Annotated in this window: 16 protein-coding genes; 6 read left to right on the plus strand and 10 right to left on the minus strand. The window is 64.2% G+C overall.

Annotated elements, in window-relative coordinates; genetic code table 11:
* Positions 1-17 precede the first annotated feature (17 nt).
* From ABDW49_RS02430 to ABDW49_RS02440, 3 genes are read right to left on the minus strand one after another with little or no spacing between them, the layout of a single operon-like run.
* Positions 18-1,349, minus strand: coding sequence for a dicarboxylate/amino acid:cation symporter (locus tag ABDW49_RS02430; RefSeq protein ID WP_343609471.1), 1,332 nt, complete (start codon positions 1,347-1,349; stop codon positions 18-20).
* A gap of 41 nt (positions 1,350-1,390) precedes the next feature.
* The gene (gene epsC, locus ABDW49_RS02435) at positions 1,391-2,395 is read right to left on the minus strand and encodes a serine O-acetyltransferase EpsC (RefSeq protein WP_343609473.1); all 1,005 of its coding nucleotides are present in this window, start codon (positions 2,393-2,395) and stop codon (positions 1,391-1,393) included.
* A gap of 37 nt (positions 2,396-2,432) precedes the next feature.
* On the minus strand, positions 2,433-2,588 hold the full coding sequence (locus tag ABDW49_RS02440) for a hypothetical protein (RefSeq protein WP_343609474.1): 156 nt from the start codon (positions 2,586-2,588) through the stop codon (positions 2,433-2,435).
* 428 nt (positions 2,589-3,016) lie between these two features.
* On the opposite strand from ABDW49_RS02440, the gene ABDW49_RS02445 reads away from it, so the two are divergent.
* Positions 3,017-3,715, plus strand: a complete 699-nt coding sequence (locus ABDW49_RS02445) for a glutamine amidotransferase (RefSeq protein ID WP_343609475.1) — start codon at positions 3,017-3,019, stop codon at positions 3,713-3,715.
* Positions 3,716-3,872: 157 nt separating this feature from the next.
* Here ABDW49_RS02445 and ABDW49_RS02450 read toward each other — a convergent pair whose 3' ends face one another.
* The 3 genes from ABDW49_RS02450 to ABDW49_RS02460 all read right to left on the minus strand — a co-directional run bounded on the left by ABDW49_RS02450 (position 3,873) and on the right by ABDW49_RS02460 (position 7,636).
* Positions 3,873-5,825, minus strand: coding sequence for a M13 family metallopeptidase (locus ABDW49_RS02450; RefSeq protein ID WP_343609476.1), 1,953 nt, complete (start codon positions 5,823-5,825; stop codon positions 3,873-3,875).
* Between the two features lie 192 nt (positions 5,826-6,017).
* Positions 6,018-7,040 carry a polysaccharide deacetylase family protein gene (locus ABDW49_RS02455; protein ID WP_343609477.1) on the minus strand — a complete coding sequence of 341 codons (1,023 nt, stop codon included), beginning with the start codon at positions 7,038-7,040 and terminating at the stop codon, positions 6,018-6,020.
* A gap of 134 nt (positions 7,041-7,174) precedes the next feature.
* Complete coding sequence (locus ABDW49_RS02460) at positions 7,175-7,636, minus strand: CHAP domain-containing protein (RefSeq protein ID WP_343614093.1); 462 nt, start codon at positions 7,634-7,636, stop codon at positions 7,175-7,177.
* A 543-nt stretch (positions 7,637-8,179) separates the two neighbouring features.
* Here ABDW49_RS02460 and ABDW49_RS02465 point away from each other — a divergent pair.
* The 3 genes from ABDW49_RS02465 (at position 8,180) to ABDW49_RS02475 (ending at position 13,310) form a co-directional block, all read left to right on the plus strand.
* Complete coding sequence (locus tag ABDW49_RS02465) at positions 8,180-8,788, plus strand: hypothetical protein (protein ID WP_343609478.1); 609 nt, start codon at positions 8,180-8,182, stop codon at positions 8,786-8,788.
* Positions 8,789-8,916: 128 nt separating this feature from the next.
* Positions 8,917-10,920 carry an SPFH domain-containing protein gene (locus tag ABDW49_RS02470; protein WP_343609480.1) on the plus strand — a complete coding sequence of 668 codons (2,004 nt, stop codon included), beginning with the start codon at positions 8,917-8,919 and terminating at the stop codon, positions 10,918-10,920.
* A 257-nt stretch (positions 10,921-11,177) separates the two neighbouring features.
* Positions 11,178-13,310: a TonB-dependent receptor gene (locus tag ABDW49_RS02475; RefSeq protein ID WP_343614095.1), complete on the plus strand. Its 2,133-nt coding sequence runs from the start codon at positions 11,178-11,180 to the stop codon at positions 13,308-13,310.
* 124 nt (positions 13,311-13,434) lie between these two features.
* Here the strand turns inward: ABDW49_RS02475 and ABDW49_RS02480 are convergent, their stop codons facing one another.
* Positions 13,435-14,592 carry a glycosyltransferase family 4 protein gene (locus ABDW49_RS02480; protein ID WP_343609482.1) on the minus strand — a complete coding sequence of 386 codons (1,158 nt, stop codon included), beginning with the start codon at positions 14,590-14,592 and terminating at the stop codon, positions 13,435-13,437.
* Complete coding sequence (locus tag ABDW49_RS02485; protein ID WP_343609484.1) at positions 14,589-15,647, minus strand: glycosyltransferase; 1,059 nt, start codon at positions 15,645-15,647, stop codon at positions 14,589-14,591. Before ABDW49_RS02485 ends, ABDW49_RS02480 begins: the two co-directional genes overlap by 4 nt.
* 518 nt (positions 15,648-16,165) lie before the next feature.
* Between ABDW49_RS02485 and ABDW49_RS02490 the strand changes: the two genes are divergently transcribed.
* Positions 16,166-16,912, plus strand: a complete 747-nt coding sequence (locus tag ABDW49_RS02490; RefSeq protein WP_343609485.1) for a WecB/TagA/CpsF family glycosyltransferase — start codon at positions 16,166-16,168, stop codon at positions 16,910-16,912.
* 301 nt (positions 16,913-17,213) lie between these two features.
* Entirely contained in the window at positions 17,214-18,380 is a 1,167-nt protein-coding gene (locus ABDW49_RS02495) for a nucleotide sugar dehydrogenase (protein WP_343609486.1), read from the plus strand.
* A gap of 127 nt (positions 18,381-18,507) precedes the next feature.
* Here the strand turns inward: ABDW49_RS02495 and ABDW49_RS02500 are convergent, their stop codons facing one another.
* Both ABDW49_RS02500 and gltB read right to left on the minus strand, forming a co-directional pair.
* Positions 18,508-19,944: a glutamate synthase subunit beta gene (locus tag ABDW49_RS02500; RefSeq protein ID WP_343609487.1), complete on the minus strand. Its 1,437-nt coding sequence runs from the start codon at positions 19,942-19,944 to the stop codon at positions 18,508-18,510.
* A 13-nt stretch (positions 19,945-19,957) separates the two neighbouring features.
* Positions 19,958-24,598, minus strand: coding sequence for a glutamate synthase large subunit (gene gltB, locus ABDW49_RS02505; RefSeq protein WP_343609489.1), 4,641 nt, complete (start codon positions 24,596-24,598; stop codon positions 19,958-19,960).
* Positions 24,599-24,804 lie beyond the last annotated feature (206 nt).

Raw genomic sequence — 24,804 nt, forward strand, 5'->3', positions numbered from 1 at the left:
TATGCCTCTTTGGCGGATCAGGCGATCAGCGCATCCTCAAGCTGCTGGCCGTTGTAGCGGCCCTCGTCGAGCAGACCCTCGCGGCGGGCGACGATGGTGGGGATCAGGATCTGCCCGGTCACATTCACCGCCGTGCGGCCCATATCGAGGATTGGGTCGATGGCCAGCAGCAGCCCCACGCCCTCCAGCGGCAGGCCCAGCGTGGAGAGGGTCAGCGTCAGCATCACCACCGCGCCGGTGACGCCGGCGGTGGCCGCCGAACCCAGCACCGAGACGGCCACGATCAGCCCATACTGCAAGGGCGCCAGCGTGATGCCGTAGAACTGCGCGATAAAGATCGCGGCCACGGCGGGATAGACCGCCGCACAGCCGTCCATCTTGGTGGTCGAGGCAATCGGCACGGCGAAGGAGGCATAGGCGCGCGGCACGCCCAGCTCCTCGGCGGCGACTTCGGCCAGCGGCAGGGCAGCGGCGGAGGAACGCGAGACAAAAGCCAACTGCATCGCGGGCCATGCCTTGGCATAAAACCGGCGTGGCGACAGACCATGCAGCGCCAGCAGGCCGGGGTAAACCACACCCACCACCAGCGCGAGACCCAGATACAGCGCCCCCGCAAACAGGCCGAGGCGCGAGAGCGTGTCCCAGCCATATTGCACCACCGCATTGCCGATCAGCGCGGCGGTACCGATGGGCGCCAGACGGATCACCCAGCCCAGCAGCTTGCGCAGCACCACCAGCAGGTCGCTGGTCCAGCCGAGGAAGCGCTGCCCGGCCTCACCCGAATGCAGTGCCGCGCTGCCGATGGCCAGAGCGATCACCACCACCTGCAGGATGTTGAAATCGACAGCGGTGCTGGCGCTGGTGCCGTCCAGCTTGGTGCTGGCGGCCAGACCCAGAATGTTGGCGGGGATCAGGCCTTTGATAAAGTCCAGCCAACTGCCCACCGTATGCGGCTGGGCGGCATCGGCAGCGATGGCGCCGCTGTGCAGGCCGGGTTGCAGGGTCAGGCCCAGAATGATGCCGATGGACACGGCAATCAGCGCGGTGATGGCGAACCACAGGAAGGTCTGCGCCGCCAGACGCGCTGCATTGTTCAGCTCGCCCAGCCGCGCCACGCTGGCGACGATGGCGGCGAACACCAGCGGCGCCACGGTGGCGCGCAGCAAAGTGATAAAGCTCGACCCCACCAGACTGAGCGCCATGGCCAAAGGATGGCTCTTGTCGCCCGGATGGGCGCCCGTCGCCCGCGCCAGCAGGCCCAGCGCCAGACCCACGGCAATCGCCGCGACGATCTGAAAGGCGAAACCGCGCCGTTTGGGCGCGGGGCGGGGGGCGGTGGTCTGGTTCACGTTCGGCTCTCGTTGTTCTGCGACGCTTGGGGGTTCATGGTTCAGGAGAAGGGGTCGGCGATTTCGATATCGACGCTGGGGGTCACCTGCCTCACCCGGCTGCCGGGCGGCACGGATCTGGTCAGCCACACATTGCCGCCGATCACCGATCCCGCGCCGATGGTGACGCGGCCCAGAATGGTGGCGCCGGCATAGATGGTGACGTCATCCTCCAGAATGGGATGGCGGGCGATGTCCTTGACCAGATGGCCGTCGGCGTCCTGCGCGAAGCTGCGCGCGCCCAGCGTCACCGCCTGATAGAGCCGCACCCCGCGCCCGATGATCGCCGTCTGGCCGATCACCACGCCGGTGCCGTGGTCGATGAAGAAGCGCTCGCCGATGGTGGCGCCGGGGTGAATGTCGATGCCGGTGCGCGAATGGGCGATCTCGGCGATGATGCGCGCCACCAGCGGGCTGCCCGCCAGATAAAGCTCATGCGCCAGCCGGTGGTGGATTACCGCGGTGACGAAGGGATAGCACAGCAGCACCTCGTCGACGCTGCGCGCGGCGGGGTCTCCGGCGAAGGCGGCCTCCAGGTCGGTGTCGAGCAGGCGGCGGATCGCGGGCAGGCGCGTCGCGACCTGCGCCACCAGACGGTGAGCGCGGTCGTGATGGTCGGTCGAGGGTTTGCAGCCGTCGCGGACATAGGCCAGCTCCATCGCCACCTGCCGCGCCAGCAGTGGCAGCGCGGTGCGCAGCGAGGCGGCGACAAAGGCATCCTCATTCTCGACCGTCAGATCGGAGGGCCCCAGCCGCATCGGGAACAGCGCCGCCGACAGCGTCTCAACCACATGGGCCAGCGCATGGCGCGAGGGGAAGCCATGCGCGCCATAATCCAGCTCGCCCGAGCGGCCCTTGCAGGGCAGGCGCTCCCGCCAGCCCGCGCGGGCATCGCGCAGCGCGCCGGTCAGCGCGGCGAGGTCGAAATCCTCGGTGCTGAGCAGGCCGGTCTCCACAGGGGAGTCGCCCGTCGCGAGGACGAGGGGGGAGGCGGGGTGCGGAGTCATCTGCGCGGGCATGCGTGGCTATATGGGGGCGTTGCGATCACAATCCCAGCCTCTGCCAGAATTCATCGGGCTCGATCTGGGCGCTGTGGCGTGCCGTTGCGGCATCCTCGCCGCGCCATGAGGGATGGGGCAGCGGCGGCACGGGGTTGGCGCGACCGGCGTGGCGGGCATGGGTGAGGGCGTGGCGGGGCATGATTCCGGTTCCTTTCAAACGGCGTAACAGACACGAGACACGAGCCCCGAATCTGGCCGGAAAAGCCGGAATTCCTTGGGTTCATGCGCTTTAGCGGTTGATGACGCGGAGCAAGCTGACACGAGGATCAAAAGCCGCGGCCCGATCCGGCGGCACTCAAAGGAGGAGGATGCCAACGGATCGGACATGGTTTCTCTACTGATTGAGTTGAGTTTTGTCGCCCAAGGCTTGCTGCGGGGTGCTCAAGAAAATCTATGCGGCGGTTCGGGGTTGGCAGGGGACCAAACCGGGGCTTTGCGGCGGGCAACAAAGTCTAGCGCGGCAATTGAGCTTTCCTCATTGAGCCGCCGCGCCAAAGCTGGCTATGCTGAAGGGATGGCCCGTTTTGCCCCGATTCCGTCCTTTCGCCGTCACCCGGATGTTGCCCGATGAGCGGCAAGGCGCTCATCATCCGCCATGTGCCGCATGAAGGCGTGGCCGGCTATCGCGAGCCGATCGAAAGTGCGGGTTTCCTTGTCGATCGCATCGATGTCACCGATCCAGCCTTCCCGACGCTCGACCTGTGCGAGCCTGATCTGCTGATCATGATGGGCGGGCCGATGGGGGTTTATGAACAGGCGCAATATCCGTGGATCGCCTGCCAGCTCAAGCAGTTGGCGCGGCGTCTGGCGGCGGATCGCCCCACGCTGGGCGTGTGCTTCGGCGCGCAGATGATCGCCGCCGCTTTGGGCGCCGATGTCTATGCCGGGCCGCGCAAGGAGGTGGGCTTTCACCCCGTGACGGTGCTCGATCCGGCCAGCCCGCTGCGCCATCTGGCCGATGTGCCGGTGCTGCACTGGCATGGCGACACCTTCACCCTGCCCGAGGGGGTGGAGCTGCTGGCCTCCAGCCATGTCTATGACCATCAGGCCTTTCGCCGGGGGCCCAATCTGCTGGCGTTGCAGTTCCATGCCGAAATGGGGCTCGACCCGCGTTTCGACGCCTGGATCGAGCAATGGCCCGAAAGTGTGATCGAGGCTGGCGGCACCGAAGCCGATCTGCGCGCGGCCCACAGCGCGCATGGTCCCGGCGCGGTGGCGGCCGGTCAGGCGATGATCCGCGAATGGCTGACGGGGCTGAAGGTTTAAGTGTTTGTTTGGACAATGTGCCTTCGCACATTGTCAGAGCGGCACCGGCCCACTCTCCCGCCCGGTTACCCAACGGTGGTATCCTCTGGGTGGCCGGGCGGGGGAGCGGGCTGGTGCCGCAAAATCCGGCTCTTTCGCCGGATTTTCAAACAGACTCTTACCAGATCTTCGCGCGCTTCTCGGGCGCGATGTACATCTTGTCGCCGGGCTTCACGTCCCAGGCCTTGTACCAGCCATCGACATTGGGCAGCGGCCCCAGAATGCGGAAGCGCGACGGGCTGTGCGGATCGACCGCGACCTGATTGCGCAGCGCATCCTCACGCTGCAGCGCGCGCCAGTTCTGGGCATAGGCCAGGAAGAAGCGCTGGTCGCCCGTCAGTCCGTCGAGCACCGGGGCTGCCTTGCCCCCCAGCGCGGTGTGATAGGCATCGAGCGCAACCTGCACCCCCGCGAAATCGGCGATGTTCTCGCCCATCGTCACATCGGGCTTGATGAAGGCGCCGGGCGCGGCCTCGAAGCGGCCATACTCCTCGCCGAAGACCTTGGCCTCGGCCTCGAAGCGCTTGCCGTCCTCGGCGGTCCACCAGTCGCGCACCGCGCCGGTGTCGTCGATGCGGCGGCCCTGATCGTCGAAGCCATGGCTGATCTCATGCCCGATGATCGCGCCGATGCTGCCGTAATTGACCGAATCGTCGGCCTTGGGATCGAAGAAGGGCGGCTGCAGGATGCCCGCGGGGAAGACGATCTTGTTCTCGCCGCCGCCATTGTAGGCGTTCACCGTCTGAGGCGTCATGCCCCATTTCTTGCGGTTCACCGGCTTGCCCAGATCCTCCATGGCATAGGCCTGGTTAAAGGCGGTGGCGCGCTGGACATTGCCGTAAAGATCGTCGGCCTTGACCGTCAGCCCGCCATAGTTGCGCCAGAAGTCGGGATAGCCGACCATCACATCCATCTTGGACAGCTTGGTCAGTGCCGCCTGTTTGGTGGGCGGGCTCATCCAGCTGTTGGTCTCGATGCGATGGGCCATGGCGGTCTTCAGATTGGCGACCAGCACCTCCATCTTGGCCTTGGCATCGGGGGTGAAGTGGCGGGCGACATAGGCTTGCCCCACCAACTCGCCCAGCGATCCGTTGACCAGATCGATGCCGCGCTTCCAGCGGGGGCGGTTCTCGCTCACCCCGGCCAGCGTCTTCACATAATCGAAGCGGCTGTCGACCATCGCCTTGTTGAGATAGGGCGAGGCCTGCTCGGCAACATGGAAGGCTTGCCACAGCTTGAGCGTGGCCAGCGGGGTTTCGGCATAGAGCTTCGCCAGCGCCTTGATCGCGGTGTTGGGGCCGACGATCATGCGCTGCTGCGGGCCGACACCGATGCCGTCGAACCACGCCTTCCAGTCCAGCCCCGGCGCATAGGCAGCGAGCTGCGCGCTCGACATCGGGTTGTTGGTGCGCGGCACGTCGCGCTCGGCGGCCTGATCCCAGTGGATCTTGGCGATCTCGGTCTCGAACGCCATGATCGTGGCGGTGGCACCCGCCGGATCGGGCTGCCCGATGGCGGTCAGCACGCGCTGGATATAGGCGCGATAGGCCTCGCGCTGGGGCTTGAACTGGTCGTTCAGGTAATAGTCGCGATCGGGCAGGCCCAGCCCCGACTGGTCGAGATAGAGCACGTTGAGATCGGCATTGGCGGTGTCCGGCCCCACATAGGAGCCGATCAGCGTGATGCCGAAACGGGCCTGGGTGAGGCCCATGAAACGGGCAAAGGCGCTTTTGTCCGGCAGGGCGCGCACCTGCGCCAGATCGGCCTGAAGCGGCTTGATGCCGACCTGTTCAAGCCGCGCCTCATCCATGAAGCTGTTGTAGAGCGCGCCGATCTGCCCGTCTTTGGGGGCGGCGGTGATGATGTCGCGCACCTGCGCCTGCACCGTCTCGCTCAGATCGTAGAAGGTGCCGGTCGAGGGGCGGTCGGCGGGGATGGTGTGGGTCTTCTTCCAGGTGCCATTGGCATAGGCGTCGAAATCGTCACCCGGCTTCACCGAGAGATCGCGCGCGGAGATGTCCACGCCCCAGCCGGTGGTGGCGGGCGCGGCGGGCGGCGTGGATTGCGCCATCACTGGCGCGGAAAGCGTGAACAAAGCGACAGAGGCAAGGAGCCTGAAACTATGGGGCAAATCATGTCTCCAGCTAGAAAGGCGGTGAGCGCCAGCGCTGCGATGCCGGAAGGAAATACTTCGGCGATGAAACAAGATTGCGTGAGGACTGGCTGCCTGTCAATCAGGCAGGCCGCTCCGGCTGTTCAGCCATCAGTGCCGATCGTGCTCGGTCTTTTCATATTCGTCCTCGATCCGCTTGGGCGGATCCTGCCATGTCGACCAGGGCATGGTCTTGTGCAACTCGTCGGACCAGCGCTCGACCCAGTCGATACCGTCCTTGCCGGTGTAGGGATCGCGGGTGCGATAGGCCGGATCTTTCAGCGCCTGTTCCAGCGTGACGGGCTTCAGGCGGCGGCGCTGCAGGATCTGCGCCAGAGCCTCGAAACTGTCGGCGTTGAGGCGCGTATCATGCAGCAGCATCACATAGGCGATCTGCCGCCCGAACACCGCATGGGCGGCGCGCTGGTACCAGCCGATCGTCCGCTCGGTATAGGCGAGATATTCGCGCTGCACCTGCAGGCGGCGCGGCTCGTCATGGCGATAGATGGCATCGTCATAGACCTGCGCGAACTCCCAGTCATCGGCATCGATGGTGACCGGAGCGATGATGTAGCCATGCGTCGCCAGCCAACTGTCGATGGCATCCTTCACCGGGCCGGGCGAGCCGGTCTCCAGATAGGGATGGCGGAAATAGCGCATGGTCTTGCCGTGCTGGGCCAGCAGGCCCTTGGTCACCGGCTCGCCCTTGGCGATGTCGGCGGTGTAGCGCTCGGCACCCAGATCGTTGGGCGATTCATGGCTGTAGGTGTGGTTGCCCAGATCCATGCCCGCATTGAGCCAGCGCTTCAGATTGTTAACCTGCTGATCGCGCGTCGGGCGGTCCAGCTTGCTTTCGTTGACGAAGCCGATGGCCGGGAAGTGATGCTTCTTCAGCCCGCGGAGGATCATCATGTTGATGTAATCGACATAGGGCTGATCGGCCGTGAGGCTGAGGCCGGGCAGATCGTCGAAGGTCAGCGCGACCGTGCCCATTTCGGCGGGCGGGGCGAAGCTTTCGACCTCATGCGGGTGCTCCGGCTCATGCGCGGGCTGGGCGGCATGAGCGGCGCAGGTCGCCGATGCGAGGGCGGCGGCAAGAACCAGTCGGCTGATTTGGGGGAACGAAATCATCATTGATCCGTAATCAAGGGTGAGACGACCATAGGCCGCCATCCGCCAGCATCAAGCCATGACGGTGCTCAATTATGGATGAAGCAAAAGCAGACGGGGATATCAGCTCGGTTGATCGAAGATCAGCCGCGCCCCAATCAGTCGCGCATGGCGAGGCGGACGCTCTCGTCCTTGGGGGCGCTGTTGTAGATGAAGCCGAAAGCGGGGGTGGCGCGCAGACCCAGAGCGTGGATCGGGGCGTACCACACGCGCACTTCGCTCCAGTCGCCATTGGCGGAGACGTCTTCGGCCAGAGCGGCATGCTCGATCATGCCGGGGCGCGACCAGTTGGCGTGGTCAAGCACGACGTGGCGGGCATCGACGATCTTGGTGACGGTGGCGACATGGCCAGAACGCATCGAGTGGGTGGCGCGGAAAGCCAGAACCGAACCTTCGCGGGGGGTCGTGCCGCGAGCATAGAGGCCGTTGGCCTGAGCCCACCAGTCCTTGGCATCGCCGTGCAGTTCAATGCCCGAAATCTCGCGGGCATAAGGGGCACACTGCGTATGAGCTTGGGCGGGAAGGGCCGCAGTCAGGGCTGCTGCACCGCTGATAACCATGGCAATGTTGCGCAAGTTCTTGATTGCACCAAAGAAGTTACGCAGCACGCCGAAATCCCTCATTAACCACCGACCCCGGCGATGCAGTGTTGTTAGCGGTTTGCGCCGAGCGGGACAGCCCCCGCGCCGGGCAGTCATCGTGTTTGAACAACGGTTCATCGGCTCGGGAAAAATACGGTGAGTTGAGTTGTGGCGCGGGTGTCGCAGTGTGGCTTTGCTGCGTTGCGATAAGGTCACAGGGGGTGGTTCGAAGGGGGAAGAAGGGGAAATGCGAGGGTGTTACACCCTCGCGCTCCCATTTATGTCTGCGTCGCGCATCGGGTTCGGCCTTGCGTGAGGTCGCCGCGCCGCAGGCTTTCATCAGCATGCCCCGCCCATAGCCTTCCCTGCCTGCGGCGCTCAGCCTTGCGCAGGTGGAGAGGCGGAGCGCAAGGATGCGGCGCCACCACCCTTTCGTCGGAAGACGTTATGGGAGCGCGAGGGGGTAACCCCCTCGCATTGTCTTTCTTTCCCCTTTGAAATCCCGGTGCTAAAACCCACCCCATGACCGCGCAACGCCGAAAAATACCGCTGTGGAAGCTGGTGGGCGGCGGAGCGGTGCATATGGTGGTGCCGGCCTATCTGCTGGCACTGGCGGTTGATGGCTGGACTCATCGCGCAGCCGGACTGGACGGCTGGCTGACCCATGTACCGCACATGAGCCTGTGGTTCCTGGGCGTCTACACTGGAGCGAGCCTCAGCGCGACTCTGCTGGCGGCGCTGACCGACCGCTGGACTGCGCAACCGGCAAATCCCGAGGATCAGGCCGAAACGCAGGCTGCGCAACATCTGCGTCAGGCTCTGGCGCGCGGGCGCTCGGCTTTCGGGCCGGAGGGCGATGCGGTGCTCGACCGGATCGCCAATTTGCGCCCCGATCCGGCCTCTGCCGAAGTGCGCGCCCTGCTGCGCGATCTGGCGGCCATGGTTGAGGCAGGGCGGGCGGCGCTGGAGGCCTCCGCAGACCACGACACTTCGGCCCGCACCGTCACCGCGCTCACCCGCATCGCCGCCGCGCTGGAGCAGCAGGCGCGCGACCGGGCTGTGCAGGCTCAGGACAAGGCGCTGGTCATGGCTGCCTATGTCGAGGCGCGTTACGGTGAAGATAAGATATAAGATAACCTGAAATACGACCAAAGTAGAGACTCCGATTTTACTGGAATCGCTATTTGAACAGTCGTAAATGGAGAGGGCCGCTCAACCTTGACCGGCTTTCAAAAAGACACCACAGGATGTCATCCCCCATGCAAAACGTCATCACGCTCGGCGCTTCCGCCGGGCTAGGCTTGTTTGTGTTTGTGCTTTTTCTTGTGTCGCGCATGGTGCGCTATGTGGGCAACAACCGTGTTGCCGTGGTCGAAAAGCTGTGGAGCCAGGCCGGTTCGGTCAGCGCGGGGCTGATCGCGCTGGAGGGCGAGGCGGGGTATCAGCCCGATGTGCTGCGCGGCGGTTTCCACTTCTTCTTCCCGTTCCAGTACCGCATTCACAGCCAGTCGCTGGTCACCATTCCGCAGGGCCAGATCGGCTATATCTTCGCGCGAGACGGCGCGCCGCTGGGCCCAACCCAGACGCTGGCCAGCAATGCCGCGACCGCCGATTTCCTCGATGTGCGCGCTTTCTTGACGCATGGCGGGCAGAAGGGGCCGCAGCGCACCATCCTGCGTGAGGGCACCTATGCCATCAACACCGCGCAATTCGTGATCATCACGAAGGAGCGCATTCACGGCCTGCTGCTCAATTACGAGGACGGCCCGCTGTTCGACCAGATGCAGAATCTGATCGCCGGGCGTAACGGCTTCGAGGCGGTGGTGATCCGCGACGCTTCCGATCAGATCGGCATCGTGACGGTGCATGACGGCCCGGCACTGACCGCCGACCACATCATCGCGCCCGAAGTGGGCACCGATCAGAAGCAGTCGGCCAGCTTCCATAACTCCTTCCAGGACCCGGAGAAGTTCATCGTGGCCGGTGGCCGTCGCGGTCGCCAGTTGCAGGTGCTGGTGGAGGGCAGCTATTTCATCAACCGCCTGTTTGCCACAGTGGAGCTGGTCGGCAAGACCATCATCGAGGTCGGCCATGTCGGCGTGGTGATCAGCTACACCGGCGCCGATACGGGCGACACCTCGGGCGAGGATTACCGCCATGGCGAGCTGGTGGCGCGCGGATCGCGCGGCGTGTGGAGCGACCCGCTGCTGCCCGGCAAATATGCCTTCAACACCTATGCGGGCAAGATTCTGATCGTGCCCACCACCAACTTCATCCTCAAGTGGCAGAGCGACATCACCGGGCAGCACAAGTTCGACGAGAATCTGTCGGAAGTCTCGCTGATCACCCGCGATGCCTTCGAGCCCAATCTGCCGCTCTCGGTGGTGGTGCATATCGACTATCGCAAGGCACCGCTGGTGGTGCAGCGCTTCGGCGACATCAAGAAGCTGGTCGAGCAGACGCTGGACCCGATGGTCTCGGCCTATTTCAAGAACATCGCCCAGAAGAAGACGCTGATCGAGCTGCTGCAGGAACGCAGCGACATCCAGCTTCAGGCCAGCGAGGAGATGCGCGCCAAATTCCTCGGCTACAATCTGGAGCTGCAGGAGGTGCTGATCGGCACGCCGCGCGCCACCGGAGGCAACGACCAGATCGAGAAGGTCTTGCAGCAGCTTCGCGAACGTCAGGTCGCCGAGGAACGCGTGACCACCTATGAAAAGCAGCGCATCGCCGCCGAAAGCGAAAAGGCGCTGCGCGAGGCGCAGGCGAGGGCTGATCAGCAGACCTCGATCACCCAGTCTGAGCTCTCGATCATCGTGCGCGAGAATGAGGGCAAGGCGAGCCTGCGCATGGCGACTCAGGCCGCCGAGCAGACCCGCATGCAGGCCCGCGCCGAGGCCGACCGTGTGCGCATGATCGGTGAGGGCGAGGCCGCCAAGATGATCGCCCTGGCCGCCGCCGACGCAGAGCGCATCACCAAGACCGGTCTGGCCACCGCCGAAACCATTGCCCGCCAGGCCGAGGCTTCGGGCGGTGCGCGCTATCAGCTCACCCGTCAGGTGGTCGAACGGTTGGCCGAGGCGCTGGAGAAGTCGGGCGTGGATATCGTGCCCCGGATCCAGATCCAGACCGGCGCCACCAGTGGCGAGGGCGGCGCGCTGGGCGCGGGCGCCAATCCCATGGCGGCGCTGATTGGCATGCTGCTCTCGGAAAAGGGCGAGGCCATGCTGGAGAAGAAGGAGGAGGAGCAGACCGCGGCCTGATCCCGTTTCAACCTCGATACGCATCGGGAGGGCGCTTTTTCAGGCGCCCTCTTTTTTATGGTGATTTTATATCCTATTGCGGGGATCCACGATGGCCGTGATCGCCATGCGTCGAGTCCTTTGGGGGCAGAGGAATGACGGATGGTGATTTTATCTCATGACATTTAAGGCATGAGCATGGTTCGGCCCCCGCCGTGAAGGATGATTGCTTGCGCCCCCTGTTGCTTTCCTGTGTTGCCCTGACCGCCCTGCCCGTTATGGCGCCCGGCGTGGCGCTGGCCCAGAGCCAGTCCCCGAGCCCATCCTCCGGTCCGTCGGCGCCTGCCACGCAGGCCCAGCCCGAACACACCATCGTGGTCACCGCCCGCCGTCTGGACGAGGCACGCGCCAGCATCCAGCCCAGCCTTGGCGCCGATTCCTACGCCGTCAGTCAGGATGCGATCAAGGCGCTGCCGGGCGGCGCCAATCAGCAGTTCAACCAGATCCTGCTGCAGATCCCCGGCGTCTCGCAGGATGGCGGCGGCCAGTTCCATGTGCGCGACGATCACGCCAATCTGCAATATCGCATCAACGGCACGATCCTGCCCGAGGGCCTCGCGGTTTTCGGCCAGACGCTGAGCCCCCGGCTGATCGACCATTTCGCGCTGCTGACTGGCGCGCTGCCCGCGCAATATGGCCTGCGCACCGCGGGCATCATGGACATCACCACCAAGAGCGGGCTGTTCGCCAAGGGCGGGCAGGTCTCGCTCTATGGCGGCAGCCATGGCTCGATCAACCCCAGCTTCGACTATGGGGGCTCATCGGGCGACACCAATTACTTCGTCTCGGGCGATTTCAAGCATAACAATCTGGGGATCGAGAGCGTCGACGGCAGCTCCACCCCGCTGCATGACAAGACCGATCAGGCGCAAGGTTTTGCCTATGTCGACCATATCGTCGACCCGGACAATCGCATCAGCTTTCTGGGCGGCTTTGCCAATCAGCATTTCCAGATCCCCAATCCGCGCGGGCTCTCCGCCGCGCAGACCGGGCCGGGTTACAGCGTGGGCGGGCAGAGCGATTACCTCTCGGACAATCTGAACGAGCAGCAGTTGGAGCGCACCGGCTTCGGCCAGCTTGCCTGGCTGCGCCACACGGGCGCGCTGACGCTGCAGACCTCGGTCTCGGCGCGCTATTCGGAGCTGATCTATCGCCCCGATGTCACCGGCGAACTGCTGTTCAACGGCACAGCGCAGAATGCCTATAAGAACGATCTGGCGCTCTCGGGCCAGATGGATGGCGTGTGGCGGGTCAGCCATGCCCATACGATCCGCTTCGGCTTCTATGTGCAGCATGATCACGCCATCAGCCGCACCGGCACTTACGCTTTCCCGTTGGATGACAGCGGCGCGCAGACCGGCCAGCCCATCGATATCCTCGACGACAGCGCCAGCAACGCCTGGACCACCAGCGCCTATCTGCAGGATGAGTGGAAGCTGGGCGAGGGGGTAACGCTCAACTATGGTGGCCGCTTCGACCGCTATGCCGCCTATCGCACCGAGAGCCAGTTCTCGCCGCGCGTGAACATGGTGTGGGAGCCTGCCGCGCGCACCGCGATCCATCTGGGCTATGCCCGCTATTTCTCGCCGCCCCCCTTCGAGCTGGTGGGCGGCGCGAATCTGGGCAAGCTGGCGGGCACCAGCGCGGCGGCGGGCAACACGCTTGACACCACGCCTTATGCCGAGCGTCAGAATTATTTCGACATTGGCTTCGAGCAGAAGATCAAGGGCGGTTTCAGTCTGGGCGTCGATGCCTATTACCGCCTCTCGACCAATCTGATCGATGAGGGCCAATTCGGCGCGCCGATCATCCAGACGCCCTTCAACTACGCCAAGGGCCGCATCCGGGGCGTGGAGTTCAACGCCAGCTACAATCATGGTCCGTGGTCGATCTATGGCAACATCGCCATGGCCAAGGCGCAGGGCAAGGGCATCAGCTCCAGCCAGTTCAACTTCAGCGCGCAGGAACTGGCCTATATCGCCAATCACTACATCTATCTCGATCACGACCAGACCTACACCGGCTCGGCGGGCGTCAACTATGCCTTCAAGCAGGGGGGCATGAAGGGGCTGAAGCTGGGCACGAGCCTGATCTATGGTTCGGGCCTGCGCACGCAAGGGTCTGCGGCGGATGGTTCGGTGATCCCCAATGGAGCGCATCTGCCTGCCTATGCGCAGGTCAATCTGTCAGCCAGTTATCGCATCGAGCGGCCCGGTGTGGAGCTGCGCTTCGACATCATCAATGTGGGCGACCATGCCTATCAGATCCGCGACGGGGCAGGCGTGGGCGTGGGCGCGCCGCAATGGGGCGCGCGCCGGGGCTTCTTCGTCGGCGTGACGAAGGATATCTGAGAAGCTGTTTGAAAATCCGGCGAAAGAGCCGGATTTTGCGGCGCCAGCCCACTCTCCCGCCCGGCCACCCAGAGGATACTTGCCGTTGGGTAACCGGGCGGGGGAGTGGGCTGGCGCCGCGCCTTTACAGCGTGGCTTCAACCGGCACGAAAGGCAGGCTGGTCGAGCCCGACTTGCTGCCATTGCCCGCGACCTCGCGGTAAATCCGCGCGGCGATCGAGCGCCACGAGAAATTGTCCTCGATATGCCGCGTCTGCTCGGCCAGCAGATCGGCGCGGGCCTCGGCGGTTTTCAGCGAGGTGATCTTGTCGGCCAGTTGCGTCACATCGGCGGGCTCGAAGATCGCCGAATCGCCCACCACGCTGGGTATGCCGCCTACGTTGGACCCGATGGCCGGCGTGCCGCAGAACACCGCCTCGGCGCAGACGCGGCCGAACTGCTCGCGCCAGAAGGGGGTGATCTGGCTGGGCAGCACGAACAGGTCGAGCGCCGAATAGAAGATCGGCAGTTGCTCCTTGTTGAGCGCGGGCAGCAGCACGCCGCCGAACTCCTGCACGGCTTCAGCCACATCGGCATCGCTGACCGGGCCGCAGAGCATCAACGCCACATCGGCATCGCGCGCGGCCTGCGCCAGCGTTTCCAGCCCCTTGGGGCGCCAGATGCGCCCGGCAAAGCCCACCAGCAGGCGGCCATCGACCGCGCGCCGCACCTCGGGGAAGGTGGCGGCAAGCTGCTCGCGCGCCTCGGCCTTGGGGGTCGGGCTGAAGGATTGCAGCGAGACGCCATTGCCCAGCGGCGCCAGAATCTTCGCCTTGGACGCGCCGCGCTGCGTCAGCACGCCCGCCACCTCGGTGTTCTTGGGGAAGATCTTGTCGACGCGGGCATAGACCAGCCGTTCGAGCAGATTGGCCCCGCCGAAATTGCCCTTCAGATTGATCGCGCTGCTCTCCAGCACCAGCGTGCTCTTGCGCTTGAGCAGTGAGGCCCAGAAGGCCGTCACCGAATGCGGCTCCTCATGCACATAGAGCACTTCGGGCGGATTGGCGCGGATGTAGCGCATCATCGCCGGGCTGAAATAGGACAGCCAATGGCCGCTGGCCCGGCTGGGAAACAGCTTCAGGTCGAAGCCGAGATCGGCGCGGGCGCTTGGGCGGTAATCGACGCCGGCGAAAATCTCCGGCCCTACCACGGTCAGGTCGAACACCTTGGCCAGCTCGCGAAAGCGGTCGTGATACAGCCGGTTTCCGGCCTCATGCCAGACAAGAATAAGACGTGGGTTCACGGGGCGATCCTGTTCTTGATGTTGCGGGCAATGCTGCCCCAGCTGAAGGTGTTGCGATAGGTTTCGACCGCCGCCGCATCGGGCGGGGTCTGGGCCGTTTCGGTGACAATGCGCGCCAGTTCCTCCGGCGCGATGGAGAGCGGCACGAAGCGGGCCCATGGCGGCGCCACGCTGCGATGGATCTCGATGTCGCTGCAGACCACGGGCAGGCCAAGGCTGCCCGCCTCGACCAGCGGCATGTTGAAGCCCTCGGCCAGCGACATGCTGACGAAGCAGGAAGATTCGCGGTAGAGCCCCAGCAGCGTCTCGTCCGAGGCATGGCCGTGCCACGCCAGGCGCCCCTGAGCAGCGGCGACATGGCCGTCCCAGGCCTCGGCAATCGGGCCCCAGCCATTGCGGCCCACCACCGCGACGCTCCAGTCCTGAGGCAGATGGCGCTGGGCGGCGACCAGCGCCTCGTAATTCTTGCGCGGCTCGATGGTGCCCACCGCGACCACCTGCGGCTTGCGCGTCGCCTGCGGCGGGGCCTTGCTCAGATCGATGCCCGGCGCATTGCCGATGGTGCCGACATCGCGGCGCAGGATCTGCGTGAGGCTCTGCGCCATCAGATCGGTCGGCGCGAAGATGCTGGCATAGCGCGGGGCGGCCAGCCCCTCGAAATGGCGGAACAGCATGCGGCCGCGCAGATTCATCGCATGGCCGCGCGTCCAGGGGAAATCGTCATGGATGATGCGCGCCACCGGCAGCTTCGAGGCCACCACCAGCGGGCTGGGCGGAAAGGCCGGGCACAGCAGCGTGCCGATCTTGTGCTGGCGGAAGGCGGGGGTGGTGGGCAGGCTCAGCCAGCCCTTGAAGCCGCCCTTCACCCGGATCAGATTGGGCGCTTGCGGCAGGCTGGAGGCATCATCGACAAAGCCGATGGTGTCGGGCGCGATGCTGCCCAGCGCCTCGAACAGGTTGAGCGCATAGCGCTCGATCCCGGTCGAGGCCTTGGGGCGGGTCGCCAGAACCAGATCGACGGCAATGGTCGCATTGGGGGTCGGTTGGGACGTCACGCCTGTCCCTCCGCTGTGATGGCCTGTTTGCGCGTCACCTTACTGCCCTCCTGAAGGCTGCCTGCCGTGTCGACGTGAATATGAGCGTTTCATGCGCGTGATAATGTGAGCGATAACCGAGGCCTGTGCCCCCGCACGTTGCACCGCCATAAAACCTCTTCGCAGTTGCACAATCAAGATCGAAGTTGATCGCGCCGGACCGGGCATCAGGGACGACGCATGGAGTGGCGCTGCGAGACGTGTGGTGTTAAGTCATGTAAGATAAGCGAGACGATGTTATCCGGAATTTTACATAGCTTGCTGTCGGATGCAAGCCGGGCTTGCAGACATCCGGAAAGATATTGGTCATGGAAATGAACGATTTTTCACGATAGTGTAAGATCGTGCGGGGAAGGGGTAAATCAACATTCGTCCAAGTGGCGTCGGTTCAAATGACATGCGTCCAATTGGCAAAGGCTGGAAGTTCTATGATCGTCAAATTTGCAGACAAAGCCGATGCTGATCGCCTCCAGGACACGATGGGTATCCGTTTCGATCGCCGCGACCTGAACGAGATCGTTGATTCGGCGCTGAAGACGGTTAACAGCCAGAAACTATACGTGACCTGCAATCTCAATCATTTGCGGGTGCTGCAGTCCGACGGGGACTTTCGCCAGGCCTATGGCAAGGCCTCGGTCATCACCATGGACAGCCGCCCGATGCAGATGGTCTCGCGCATCCGCTATGGCGAGCAACTGCCGCTGGTGACCGGCGCGGACCTGTTCGCCGTGCTGATGGAGCGGCTGGTGCCCGGCCGGGACCGCCCCTTTTTCGTCGCCAGCTCGACCAACACCGGCGAAAGGCTGGTGCGCAAGCTGGTCGATCGCGGCTTTGCGGCGGGGGACATCGGGGTGATCAGCCCGCCCTTCGGCTTTGAAAAGGATGGGGTTTACAGCCAGTCCCTGCTTTCGACGATCCGCGAACACCGCCCGACCCATCTCTTTATGGGGGTGGGGGCGCCCAAGTCCGAACGCTGGGTGGCGCGCCATCTGCCCGAGCTGCCGCCCGCGCATATCTTCTGCGTTGGTGCCGCGCTGGACTTCACGGCGGGGCTCAAGAGCCGGGCTCCGGCCTGGCTGGGGCAGATCGGCATGGAATGGCTGCACCGCCTGCTCTCCGAACCGGGACGGTTGCTGCCGCGCTATGCTGGCGACGCCTATTTTCTGGCCTGTCTGCTGGGCGGCAAGAAGCTGGCGACCGTTTCGAAGGTGAGCGAAGCGCATTAAAGACGTGAGCGAAGCGCATTGATTTCATGGGCGGAATGGCCCCTGAAATCCCGCGCCGCCATGTCCAATCGTAACATTGCGCCCTTAGACTTTGCCGGCTCGGGCACGCCGTGGCCTGCGGGCGTTAAAGCGATGTGCAATTGCAGCATAAATCCGTTGACGGGGCCACGCGCAGGCGGAATAGTTGTTTACACATAGGTCTCCGGGGCGTCTTCCCGCAGGCGACAGTCAAACATGCCTTGCGCCTTACGCGCATCCTGATTCTTCATGTTCTGGCCACGATTTTAGAGAGTAGCTCTGGATGAAAATTGCTGTTTTCGGGCTCGGTTACGTCGGTCTTTCCAATGCGGTGCTGCTGGCGCAGAACCATGAGGTGGCCGCCGTCGACGTCTGGGCCGAGCGGGTCGAGATGCTCAACGCGCGCAAGTCGCCCATCGTCGATGCCGAGCTGGAAGAGTTTCTGGCAACGCGGGAGCTGAACCTCACCGCCACGCTCGATGCGCAGGCGGCGCTGGCCGGGGCCGATTTCGTGATCGTCGCCACGCCGACCAATTACGATGTCGACACCAACAAGTTCGACACCTCCTCGGTGGAATCGGTGATCCGCACGGTGATCGCTGCGGGCAGCGCGGCGACGGTGGTGGTCAAATCGACGATCCCCGTGGGCTTTATCGAGGATGTGCGCCAGCGTCTGGGCACGCCGAACGTCATCTTCAGCCCCGAATTCCTGCGCGAGGGCAAGGCGCTCTACGACAACCTCCACCCCTCGCGCATCATCGTGGGCGAGCGTTCGGAGCGGGCCGAGACCTTTGCCGGGCTGCTGCTGGAAGGCGCGGTGAAGAAGGATGTCGAGATCCTCTACACCGACCCCAATGAGGCCGAGGCGATCAAGCTTTTCGCCAACACCTATCTGGCCATGCGCGTCGCTTTCTTCAACGAGCTGGACAGCTATGCCATCGCCGGCGGCATGGACACGCGCCAGATCATCGATGGCGTGGGCCTCGATCCGCGCATCGGCAGCCATTACAACAACCCCAGCTTCGGTTACGGCGGCTATTGCCTGCCCAAGGACACCAAGCAGTTGCTGGCCAACTATTCCGATGTGCCGCAGAACCTCATCCGCGCGATCGTCGACGCCAACCGCACCCGCAAGGATTTCCTGGCCGACCAGATCATCGCGCGTAAGCCCCGCACGGTCGGCATCTTCCGTCTGGTGATGAAGGCGGGCTCGGACAATTTCCGCCAGTCCTCGATCCAGGGGATCATGAAGCGGATCAAGGCCAAGGGCATCAAGGTCGTGATCTATGAGCCCGAGCTGGCCGATGCAGAGTTCTATGGTTCGGAAGTGCTGCGCGATCTGGAAGCTTTCAAGCAGGGCAGCGATGTGATCGTCGCCAACCGCATGTCCCCGGCGATCAAGGATGTGGAGGCCAAGGTCTTCACCCGCGATTTGTTCGGTTCGGACTGACGACGTGGGCGGGGCATCGCCGCCCCGCCAACAGCCCAAAGAAAAAGCCCTCACCGCGCCAAGGCGGTGGGGGCTTTTCTATGTCAAAGGTGCACAGCCCGCCGCAGCGGGCCATGCCCCGGCTTGATCAGCGCGGCAGTTCGCTCACGCCCATCAGCGCCTCATCCACCGCGCGGGCGGCCTGACGGCCCTCACGGATAGCCCAGACGACCAGCGACTGGCCACGACGCATATCGCCGCAAGCGAAGATCTTCTCGTCGCTGGTGCGATAGTCGAAGGTGTTGGCCGAGACATTGCCGCGCGGGTCCAGCTTCACGCCAGCCTGATCGAGCAGACCCGCCTTGCGCGGGCCGACAAAGCCCATGGCGAGGAAGATCAGATCGGCCTTGAGCGTGAACTCGCTGCCGGGGATTTCCTGCATCTGGCCATTGACCCACTCGACGCGGACGCATTCCAGACCGGTCAGCGTGCCGTTCTCACCCACGCAGCGCTTGGTCAGCACGGCGAAGTCACGCTCCACGCCTTCCTCATGGCTGGAGGACGTGCGCAGCTTCAACGGCCAGTTCGGCCAGCTCAGCGCCTTGTCTTCCTTCTCGGGCGGCTTGGGCATGATCTCGAGCTGGGTGACCGAGAGCGCACCCTGACGGTTCGAGGTGCCCACGCAGTCGCTGCCGGTATCACCGCCGCCGATCACCACCACATGCTTGCCGGTGGCCACCAGCGAGCCGCGCGGCGCGGCGCGGATTTCATCGTCGCCCGCGTTGCGCTTGTTCTGCTGGGTCAGGAACTCCATGGCGAAACGCACGCCCTGCAGTTCGAAACCGGGGATGGTCAGCGGGCGCGGATCTTCCGCGCCGCCCGCCAGCACGATGGCGTCGAAGTTTTCCTTCAAGCTGGCCACCGAGATGGTCACGCCCACTTCCACGCTGGTGCGGAAGGAGATGCCTTCGGCCTCCATCTGCACCATGCGGCGGTTGATGAGGTGCTTTTCCATCTTGAAGTCGGGGATGCCGTAACGCAGCAGCCCGCCGACGCGGTCGTTCTTCTCGAACACCGTCACCGAATGGCCCGCACGCGCCAACTGCTGGGCGGCGGCCAGACCCGCCGGGCCGCTGCCCACCACCGCGACCGACTTGCCGGTCTTCTTGGCGGGCACCTGGGGCGTGATCCAGCCCTCATCCCAGCCCTTGTCGACGATCGCGCATTCGATCGACTTGATGGTGACGGGCTGGTCCACGATGTTCAGCGTGCAGGCCGCCTCGCACGGGGCGGGGCAGATGCGGCCGGTGAACTCGGGGAAATTGTTGGTCGAGTGCAGCGTTTCGAGCGCACCCTGCCAATTGCCCTCATAGGTCAGGTGGTTCCAGTCCGGGATGATGTTGTTCACCGGACAGCCGTTGTGGCAATAGGGAATGCCGCAATTCATGCAACGCGAGGCCTGCGCCTTCAGCGCGCCCTCGTTATGCGGAATCACGAATTCCTTATAGTGGCTGATACGCTCCTTCGGGTCCGCATAGGTGCGGTCCTGACGGTCAAGCTCGAGAAAGCCGGTTTCCTTGCCCATTGTATTCTAACCCTTATTCGGCGGCGACGGAGGCGGCGGCGAGGCGCTCGGCTTCCATCTGCTTCAATGCACCGGCGTAATCGCGCGGCATGACCTTGACGAACTTGCTGACAGCATTGTCGAAGTCGTCGAGCAGGTCACGAGCGCGCTGGCTGCCCGTGTGCAGGTGATGACGTTCCAGCAGGATGCGCAGGCGATCCGCGTCATGGTAGAGCATGTCGCCCATGCCCAGATCGTTGACGCTGACGGTGCGCTGACCGGGGCGACCGGCACCTTCGTCCTCGTCACGCCCAAGCTTGACCGGCAGCAGATCGACCTGTGCCTTGTTGGCGAGATCGGCGAAATTGCCCTCCTCGTCATAGACATAGGCGATACCGCCCGACATGCCTGCCGCGAAGTTGCGCCCGGTCTTGCCCAGCACAACCACAACGCCGCCGGTCATGTATTCGCAGCCATGGTCACCCGTGCCCTCGACCACCGCGATGGCGCCCGAGTTGCGCACGGCAAAGCGTTCGCCCGCCACGCCGTTGAAGAAGGCCTCGCCGGAGATCGCGCCATACATCACCGTGTTGCCCACGATGATGTTCTGGGTGGGATCGCGCTTCACATGCGCCGGCTGGCGCACGATCACGCGGCCGCCCGAGAGGCCCTTGCCGACATAGTCATTGGCATCGCCCACCAGATCGAGCGTGATGCCATGCGCCAGGAAGGCCGCGAAGCTCTGCCCGGCCACGCCCTTCAGGCTGACGTGGATGGTGTTGTCCGGCAGACCGGCATGGCCGTAACGCTTGGCCACCTCGCCCGAGAGCATCGCGCCGACCGTGCGGTTGACGTTGATGACATTGCGCTCCAGCCGCACCGGCTTGCCCTCGATCAGCGCATCGGCGCTGGCCGAGATCAGCTCATTGTCCAGCGCCGCCTCAAGACCGTGGTCCTGCGTGCCGGTCCAGCCCAGCGAGGGGCTGTCACCCAGCGGCACCTGATGGAGCAGCTTGCCCAGATCGATGCCCTGCGCCTTCCAGTGGTTGATCGCCTTCTTCATATCGAGGCGATCGACGCGGCCCACCATCTCGGCGACGGTGCGGAAGCCCATTTCGGCCATGATCGCGCGCAGCTCTTCGGCGACGAAGAAGAAGTAGTTGATCACATGCTCGGGCTGGCCGGTGAAGCGGGCGCGCAGGACGGGGTCCTGCGTGGCAACGCCCACCGGGCAGGTGTTGAGATGGCACTTGCGCATCATGATGCAGCCTGCCGCGATCAGCGGAGCCGTCGCGAAACCGAACTCGTCAGCGCCCAGCAGCGCACCCACCGCCACGTCGCGACCGGTGCGCAGGCCACCATCGACCTGCACGCAGATGCGCGAACGCAGATTGTTGAGCAGCAGCGTCTGCTGGGTTTCGGCCAGACCGATCTCCCACGGCGAACCGGCATGCGTCAGCGAGGTGAGCGGCGAAGCACCCGTGCCGCCCTCGTAACCCGAGATCGTCACATGGTCGGCGCGCGCCTTGGAGACGCCCGCGGCCACGGTGCCCACGCCCACTTCCGACACCAGCTTGACCGAAACACGGGCGCGCTGGTTCACGTTCTTGAGATCGTGGATCAGCTGAGCGATGTCCTCGATCGAATAGATGTCGTGATGCGGCGGCGGCGAGATCAGCGTCACGCCCGGCGTCGAGTGGCGGGTCTTGCCGATGGTCTTGTCGATCTTCTGGCCCGGAAGCTGGCCGCCCTCACCGGGCTTGGCGCCCTGAGCCATCTTGATCTGGATGTCATCGGCATTGACCAGATAGTCGGTCGTCACGCCAAAGCGGCCCGAGGCCACCTGCTTGATCGCCGAACGCATCGTGTCGCCATTGGGCAGCGGCTTGAAGCGCGCGGGGTCCTCGCCGCCTTCACCGGTGTTCGACTTGGCGCCGATGCGGTTCATGGCGATGGCCAGCGTGGTGTGCGATTCCCAACTGATCGAGCCATAGCTCATCGCGCCGGTGGCAAAGCGCTTCACGATCTCGCTGGCGGGCTCGACCTCATCGAGAGGCACAGCCTTGTCGCCGGGCTTCAGATCGATCAGCCCACGGATGGTGAGGTTGCGCTGCGCCTGATCGTTGATCGAATCCGCAAATTCGCGATACTTTTCAGGCGTGTTGCCGCGCACCGCATGCTGCAGGCTGGCGACATTCTCCGGCGTCCAGGCATGGTCCTCGCCGCGCAGGCGATACTGATACATGCCGCCCACATCGAGCATATGCTTGTAGATCGGGTTGTCGCCATAGGCCACGGCGTGGCGGCGCACGGTTTCCTCGGCCACTTCGAGCAGGCCCACGCCCTCGATGGTGGTGGCGGTGCCGGTGAAGTACTTGGCGATGAAGGCGCTCGACAGGCCGATGGCGTCGAAGATCTGCGCGCCGCAGTAGGACTGATAGGTGCTGATGCCCATCTTGGACATCACCTTCAGAATGCCCTTGCCGATCGCCTTGATGAAGTTCTTCTGAACCTCATAGGTGGTCAGCGGCAGCTCCTTGCGGATGCGGATATCCTCGAGGGTCTCGAAGGCCACATAGGGGTTGATCGCCTCGGCGCCGAAACCGGCCAGAGCGCAGAAGTGATGCACTTCGCGGGCCTCACCCGTCTCGACCACCAGACCAACCTGCATGCGCAGACCCTGACGGACGAGGTGGTGATGGATCGCCGCCGTCGCCAGCAGCGAGGGCATGGCGATGCGGTCGGTGTTCTGGGCGCGGTCCGACAGGATCAGGATGTTCTTGTCGGCCAGCACCGCCTCGGTGGCGGCCCAGCACATTTCCTTGATCGCCTGCTCCAGACCGGCAGCGCCAGCCTTGGCGTCCCAGGTGGTGTCGATCGTGGCGGTGCGGAAGGCGCCGTCGAGGGCGGCTTCCACGCTGCGGATCTTGGCGATGTCGTCGTTGGTCAGGATCGGCTGATCGATTTCCAGACGCTTGTGCGTGCCCGCCTCGCGGCCCAGCAGGTTGGGGCGCGGACCGATCATCGATACAAGGCTCATCACCAGCTCCTCGCGGATCGGGTCGATCGGCGGGTTGGTGACCTGAGCGAAGTTCTGCTTGAAATAATCGAACAGCAGGCGCGACTTGCGCGACAGCACCGCGATCGGCGTGTCGGTGCCCATCGAGCCGATCGGATCGTCAGCAACCACAGCCATCGGCTCGAGGAAGCGCGAGACGTCTTCCTGCGTGTAGCCGAAGGCCTGCTGGCGATCGAGCAGGCTGGTGGATTCCGTCGGCAGCGCGGCCAGTTCAGGCTCGACGACTTCCAGATCCTTCAGCTTGTACTGCGCCTGATCGAGCCACTCCTGATAGGGCTCCTCGCTGGTGAGGCGGGCCTTGATCTCCTCATCCTCGATGATGCGGCCTTCCTCGAAGTCGATCAGCAGCATGCGGCCGGGCTGGAGGCGCCACTTGCGCAGGATGCTCTCCTCGGGGATCGGCAGCACGCCGCTTTCCGAGGCCATCACCACCACATCGTCCTTGGTGACGATGAAGCGCGCGGGGCGCAGACCGTTGCGGTCCAGCGTGGCGCCGATCTGGCGGCCATCGGTGAAGGCCACGGCGGCGGGGCCGTCCCAGGGTTCCATCAGCGCGGCGTGATATTCGTAGAAGGCGCGGCGCTGCGCATCCATCAGCGGATTGCCGGCCCAGGCTTCCGGGATCAGCATCATCATCGCATGCACCAAGCTATAGCCACCGGCCAGCAGCAGCTCGAGCGCATTGTCGAGGCAGGCCGTGTCCGACTGGTTGTGCGGGATGATCGGCCACATCTTGTCGAGATCCGGGCCCAGCAGCTCGGATTCCATGATGCGGCGGCGGGCGTTCATCCAGTTCACATTGCCGCGCACGGTGTTGATTTCGCCGTTATGCGCAATGAAGCGGAAGGGATGCGCCAGCTTCCAGCTGGGGAAGGTGTTGGTCGAGAAACGCTGGTGCACCAGACCCAGCGCCGAAACGCAGAGCGGGTTGACCAGGTCGTTGTAGAAGGAACCGACCTGCGTGGCCAGCAGCAGACCCTTGTACACGATGGTACGGGTCGAGAAGCTGGGCATGTACAGCTCGGTCAGGCCGGGCAGACCGTGCTTTTCGGCCAGCGCCGCCAGCGGGTTCTGGGTCTGCTTGCGGATCGCCAGGATCTTGCGCTCGAAGGCGTCCTGATCGGCGCAGTTCTCGCCGCGGCCCACGATGCACTGGCGGATCACCGGCATCGAATCGAGCACGGCCTTGCCCAGACCGTCCATCGTGACCGGCACATCGCGCCAGCCGATCAGATGCTGACCTTCCTTGGCGATGAACTTCTCGAAGGTTTCAACGATGAACTTCTGGCTCGCCTCATCCTGAGGGAGGAAGCACATGGCCACGGCATAGTCGCCGGGCTTGGGCAGGGTGAGGCCAGCGCCGGTCGCCCAGTCGCGCAGCAGCGCGTCGGGAAGCTGGATCAGGATGCCCGCGCCGTCGCCCAGCAGCGGGTCGGCACCGACGGCGCCGCGATGGTCAATGTTTTTCAGAATCTCCAGGGCCTGGGTAATGATCTCGTGGCTTTTGGCGCCTTTAATATGCGCAACAAAACCAACACCGCACGCGTCGTGCTCGTTCTTCGGATCGTAGAGGCCCTGGGGCTCTGGAAAACCCATCGATTATCTTTCCTGCAACATGGGACACCGCCGATTCCCACGGCGATATCCTAGCCTAACTCTGTTTGGAGCGCGAATCGCGGCCGCCCGTTACGGCCCGAAATGCGCAATTTGCCCCATGCCGATTGCAGGGGCATTTGGCAACCGGGAAAGGCCCCATCCGGGGCACATTTCCGGCCAGAGTTGTAAGGAATAGCAATTCGTGC

It is taken from the genome of Novosphingobium sp. (assembly GCF_039595395.1).
Classification (GTDB): domain Bacteria; phylum Pseudomonadota; class Alphaproteobacteria; order Sphingomonadales; family Sphingomonadaceae; genus Novosphingobium.

Bases quoted from the DNA above. Each gene is read 5' to 3' on its own strand.
- epsC (WP_343609473.1), bottom strand. From the start codon at position 2,395: ATGACTCCGCACCCCGCCTCCCCCCTCGTCCTCGCGACGGGCGACTCC.
- ABDW49_RS02440 (WP_343609474.1), bottom strand. From the start codon at position 2,588: ATGCCCCGCCACGCCCTCACCCATGCCCGCCACGCCGGTCGCGCCAAC.
- ABDW49_RS02445 (WP_343609475.1), top strand. From the start codon at position 3,017: ATGAGCGGCAAGGCGCTCATCATCCGCCATGTGCCGCATGAAGGCGTG.
- ABDW49_RS02450 (WP_343609476.1), bottom strand. From the start codon at position 5,825: ATGGCGCAATCCACGCCGCCCGCCGCGCCCGCCACCACCGGCTGGGGC.
- ABDW49_RS02455 (WP_343609477.1), bottom strand. From the start codon at position 7,040: ATGATGATTTCGTTCCCCCAAATCAGCCGACTGGTTCTTGCCGCCGCC.
- ABDW49_RS02460 (WP_343614093.1), bottom strand. From the start codon at position 7,636: ATGGTTATCAGCGGTGCAGCAGCCCTGACTGCGGCCCTTCCCGCCCAA.
- ABDW49_RS02465 (WP_343609478.1), top strand. From the start codon at position 8,180: ATGACCGCGCAACGCCGAAAAATACCGCTGTGGAAGCTGGTGGGCGGC.
- ABDW49_RS02470 (WP_343609480.1), top strand. From the start codon at position 8,917: ATGCAAAACGTCATCACGCTCGGCGCTTCCGCCGGGCTAGGCTTGTTT.
- ABDW49_RS02475 (WP_343614095.1), top strand. From the start codon at position 11,178: ATGGCGCCCGGCGTGGCGCTGGCCCAGAGCCAGTCCCCGAGCCCATCC.
- ABDW49_RS02490 (WP_343609485.1), top strand. From the start codon at position 16,166: ATGGGTATCCGTTTCGATCGCCGCGACCTGAACGAGATCGTTGATTCG.
- ABDW49_RS02495 (WP_343609486.1), top strand. From the start codon at position 17,214: ATGAAAATTGCTGTTTTCGGGCTCGGTTACGTCGGTCTTTCCAATGCG.
- ABDW49_RS02500 (WP_343609487.1), bottom strand. From the start codon at position 19,944: ATGGGCAAGGAAACCGGCTTTCTCGAGCTTGACCGTCAGGACCGCACC.
- gltB (WP_343609489.1), bottom strand. From the start codon at position 24,598: ATGGGTTTTCCAGAGCCCCAGGGCCTCTACGATCCGAAGAACGAGCAC.